Source organism: Candidatus Margulisiibacteriota bacterium, from assembly GCA_028706105.1.
Classification (GTDB): Bacteria; Margulisbacteria; Riflemargulisbacteria; order GWF2-35-9; family DYQY01; genus DYQY01.
The window spans coordinates 1-4,263 of record JAQWCF010000115.1 but is presented as its reverse complement, the minus strand read 5'-3'; the positions used below and the strand labels follow the sequence as shown (position 1 = coordinate 4,263).

The following is a 4,263-nucleotide window of genomic DNA, read 5'->3' as shown; positions in this document are numbered from 1 at the left end:
CGCTCTCATATATGGAGATGGAGAAAATACTCGCGACTTCTGCTATATTGATAACGTTGTTCAAGCTAACCTGCTCGCTGCCACAACAAAAAACAAGAATGCGTTTGGATTATCTTTCAATGTCGCAAGTGGAAATCACCTCTCCCTTAATGAGCTTTCTGCCATTATTGACGGAATAATTTCTGAGAAAGTACATCTTTCCACAACAGCAGAGCCAAATTATCTACCTTCCCGGCCAGGTGATATTCGTCATTCTTATGCTTCCCTCGCATTCGCTAAACGTGAGCTTGGCTACTCACCAATAGTAACCATGCGAGAAGGACTTGAACGTACAATACAGTGGTTTGCTAAAAAAAGAAGGTGACCCAGTGACACCACTTATGCAACATCTTCGAAGAATTCGATACGCAACTTTTTTAGGTGATGCAATCATTTTATGTTGTCTATCTTTAGTTTTAGTTTGGATAAAAAAGGGGACTGCTATTCTTTTTTTCCAATATGGATGGGTTATGCTCTGTGTTTTACTTGCGCTTTATGCTTCTAAGTCGTATGAATTTGGGATGCATCGCTCTCTCGAAAAAATTATACTTTCCACCTGTGCTGGAACTATTGCAGGTTATGTAATTTCCATTCCGCTTATTTTATTTTTTCCCACACGGTTGCCACGTATTGCTATGATTGGCGTTATAATAACATCTCTCATTGTTATTGCATTTTTCCACGTATTGATTGAATGGTTCGTACGCAATACCACACCTGTAGAACATACTCTCGTTATAGGGAAAGAAGAACATTGGGCAGATTTATTTAAAGAAATATCAGAAGCTGTATCTAATAAAATACATGTCATAGGCTATATAAATCCTACCCCGTCGTCAATTCAATCTTTCATAGAAAAAACTCCTCATCTTAGTACTATTATTGTTGCTGACCGTGATAAAGTAGATAATCCAGAGCTTATGAAGGTCTTCAGACAACTTCGGGATACTCGCAATAATATTTTTGTGCGTTACCTTCCATCGGTAACTGAATCTTGTCTCGGTCGTATCCCCTTGACTATGGCTAATAAATTTTGTCAATATTATGAAATTTCTTTCAATATAGCAACTCCTAAAGCTTATTCCAGGGCTCTTGATCTCTTTGTAGCAGGAATAGGTTTATTGGTAGCATTGCCTATAATGGTTATAATAGCTATTTTTATTGCTCTAACAATGGGATTTCCCATCATCTTTACGCAACAAAGAATCGGTCTTTATGGAGAGCCTTTCACCATTCATAAATTCAGAACGATGACTGCTAAAAAAAGTAATCGTGCGACCTTTGCAGATCAAGATCAAGAACGCATTACTACTCTTGGCCAAATTTTGCGCAAAACTCGTCTTGATGAATTACCTCAACTATGGGATGTATTAATTGGGAAAATGTCACTTATTGGTCCACGTCCTGAACAACCAGAATTCGTTAAGGATTTTATTAAAGTAATTCCTTTTTATAATTACAGACATCGAATACGCCCTGGCATTACAGGTTGGGCTCAAGTTAATTATTCATACTCAGCATCTATTGAGGAAACAAAAAAGAAACTAGAATATGACCTTTATTATTTAAAAAATCAAAGCTTACTTCTAGATTTACAAATTGTGCTTCGCACGATAGAAACCATGCTTGGAATGAGAGGAGCTCGGTAGTCATATGGATTTAGTTTCTATTATTATGCCTTGTTATAATTCGGAGCAAACAATCTCTCAATCTATAGATTCTGTCCTCGAACAAACATACCCCCAATGGGAGCTTATAATCATAGACGACAACTCTACAGATTCTTCTTATTCATTAGTTTCTGAGAAAAGCAAACAAGATGACAGAATAAAATTGTTAAGGAATAATACAAATCTCGGTGCTGCTTTTTCTAGAAATAGAGCCATTGAAAAAGCAAATGGGCGCTATATAGCTTTTTTAGATAGTGATGATATTTGGTTACCCGATAAGCTAAAAAAACAAATAAGCTTTATGAAAGATACAAGAGCGGTTTTAAGTTATACATCTTATAAAATTTTCAGAAACAACAACATTCTTAGTGTAGTTCACGCGCGCCCCTATACAAATTATAAGCAATTGTTGAAGTATAACCATATTGGGTGCTTAACTGCTGTGTACGACGCTTTTCTTATAGGAAAACAATATATGCCCACGATCCGAAAACGACAAGATTATGCTCTTTGGCTGAAGATATTAAATCAAGGGCATGTTGCACAAGGATTAGATGTTCCATTGGCTCTTTACAGAACCGGAAGTAGGGACTCTATCTCCCATAAAAAATTCAATCTTTTAGGTTATCAATGGTACCTTTACCATCACTTGGAAAAATGTAATATCTTTTATTCTTCTTTTTATATGCTTACGAGTTCCATATACAGTCTGCAAAAAAGATTTCTTAAAAATATTTATTCTTAAAGGAGCACAAAACATTATGAAAGTTTCTGTCATAGGAACCGGTTATGTAGGACTTGTTACTGGTACTTGTCTAGCTGAAAACGGCCACGATGTATGCTGTGTTGACATAGATTCGAAAAGAATTAAGATGCTTAATAAGGGTATTCTTCCTGTTTATGAACCAGGATTAGAAGAAATTTTTATACGAAATTTTACACAAAAAAGGTTACACTTCACCTGTGAAATCAAAGAAGGGATATTAAGAGGAGATTTTATCCTTATTACAGTGGGAACCCCTTCCAATGGAGATGGTTCTGCGTATCTAAAGAGCGTATTCAAGGTGGCAAGAGACATTGGTAATTATATGAATTCTTCTAAAATTATTATTATCAAATCAACAGTCCCCGTAGGGACAACCCATAAAGTTAAAAAAATTATTGATGAATGCCTCACTAGAAGAAATGTATCTATCCCTTTTAATATTGCCTTTTGTCCAGAATTTTTAAAAGAAGGTTCTGCGGTTAATGATTTTCAACGACCAGATAGAATAGTCATCGGAATAAACGAAAACGGAGATGCACTACAAAAGATAAAAGAGTTATTAAGCCCTTTCGTAATGAGAAATGAACGTTTTGTCGTAATGAGTATCTCTTCAGCAGAACTAACGAAATATGCCGCTAACTCCATGCTTGCCACAAGAATCAGCTTTATGAATGAGCTTTCTCACCTTTGTGAAAAAGTAGGAGCAGATATTGAACAAGTACGAAAGGGAGTAGGGTCAGACACAAGGATAGGTAGTTCATTCCTTTATGCTGGCATAGGTTACGGCGGGTCATGTTTCCCTAAAGATGTCAAAGCTTTAATTCATACTGCAGAACAAATGCAAATAAATTTATCTATTTTAAAAAGTGTGGAAAAAGCCAATACCAAACAAAAAGCATATCTTCCATATCTCATTGACAAGCATTATAACGGTAACATAGAGGGATTAACATTTGCAATATGGGGATTAAGTTTTAAACCACATACAGATGATATTCGCGAAGCTCCCTCCTTGGTTATAATTCAAGAATTAATAAACAAAGGAGCTTCCATACAGGCTTTTGATCCTATAGCAAATGAGAATGTGGCAAAGTATCTAGGAATAAACAAGCAAATTACATATTTCAAAGACAATTATGAAGTTTTAAGAGGAGCTAATGCTCTCTTACTATTAACTGAATGGCCACTATTTAGAAAACCTAATTTTGACAAAATCAAAAACAATCTTAAAGAACCGATTATTTTTGATGGGCGAAATCAATATGATCCCCAATTCCTCGAAAAATTGGGATTCACTTATTATGGGATAGGTAGAAATAATGCTAAAAAATAAAATCATTTCACTCGTAGGGGCACGCCCTCAATTTATAAAAGAAGCCATTATAGCGTCTGAAGTATATAAAACCAATGCATGGAATCATATCTTGGTTCATTCTGGGCAACACTATGATACAAACATGTCAGATCTTTTCTTTCAAGAGCTACAAATTCCAACTCCTCAGTATTTTTTAGAAGTTGGATCTTCTAGCCATGGGAAGCAAACTGCATTGGTGCTGGAGAAGTTTGAAGACATTCTTCTTCTAGAAAAACCAGACATGGTTATTGTATATGGAGATACAAATACCACTGTAGCTGGTGCATTAGCTGCTGCTAAACTTAAAATTCCTGTAGCTCATATTGAAGCAGGAATTCGGCAAAAACCTAAAGATATGCCTGAAGAGATAAACCGAGTCGTAACAGACCATATGTCTTCTCTTCTCTTTTGTTGCTCTGAGCTTTCCAGTCAAA

The 4,263-nt window shown here is 35.8% G+C and carries 5 protein-coding genes; all 5 read left to right on the top strand.

What is annotated here, in order from left to right:
- The coding region (locus tag PHF25_08925; protein ID MDD4528131.1) for a GDP-mannose 4,6-dehydratase at positions 1-364 on the top strand (364 nt) is incomplete at its 5' end.
- On the top strand, positions 345-1,688 hold the full coding sequence (locus PHF25_08920) for a sugar transferase (GenBank protein ID MDD4528130.1): 1,344 nt from the start codon (positions 345-347) through the stop codon (positions 1,686-1,688). The genes PHF25_08925 and PHF25_08920, both read left to right, overlap by 20 nt.
- Before the next feature lie 4 nt (positions 1,689-1,692).
- On the top strand, positions 1,693-2,454 hold the full coding sequence (locus PHF25_08915) for a glycosyltransferase family 2 protein (GenBank protein ID MDD4528129.1): 762 nt from the start codon (positions 1,693-1,695) through the stop codon (positions 2,452-2,454).
- Positions 2,455-2,470: 16 nt separating this feature from the next.
- Positions 2,471-3,808, top strand: a complete 1,338-nt coding sequence (locus PHF25_08910) for a UDP-glucose/GDP-mannose dehydrogenase family protein (GenBank protein ID MDD4528128.1) — start codon at positions 2,471-2,473, stop codon at positions 3,806-3,808.
- A partial coding sequence (locus PHF25_08905; GenBank protein ID MDD4528127.1) for a UDP-N-acetylglucosamine 2-epimerase occupies positions 3,795-4,263 on the top strand: 469 nt, incomplete at its 3' end. The genes PHF25_08910 and PHF25_08905, both read left to right, overlap by 14 nt.

Bases quoted from the DNA above. Each gene is read 5' to 3' on its own strand.
- PHF25_08915 (MDD4528129.1), top strand. From the start codon at position 1,693: ATGGATTTAGTTTCTATTATTATGCCTTGTTATAATTCGGAGCAAACA.
- PHF25_08910 (MDD4528128.1), top strand. From the start codon at position 2,471: ATGAAAGTTTCTGTCATAGGAACCGGTTATGTAGGACTTGTTACTGGT.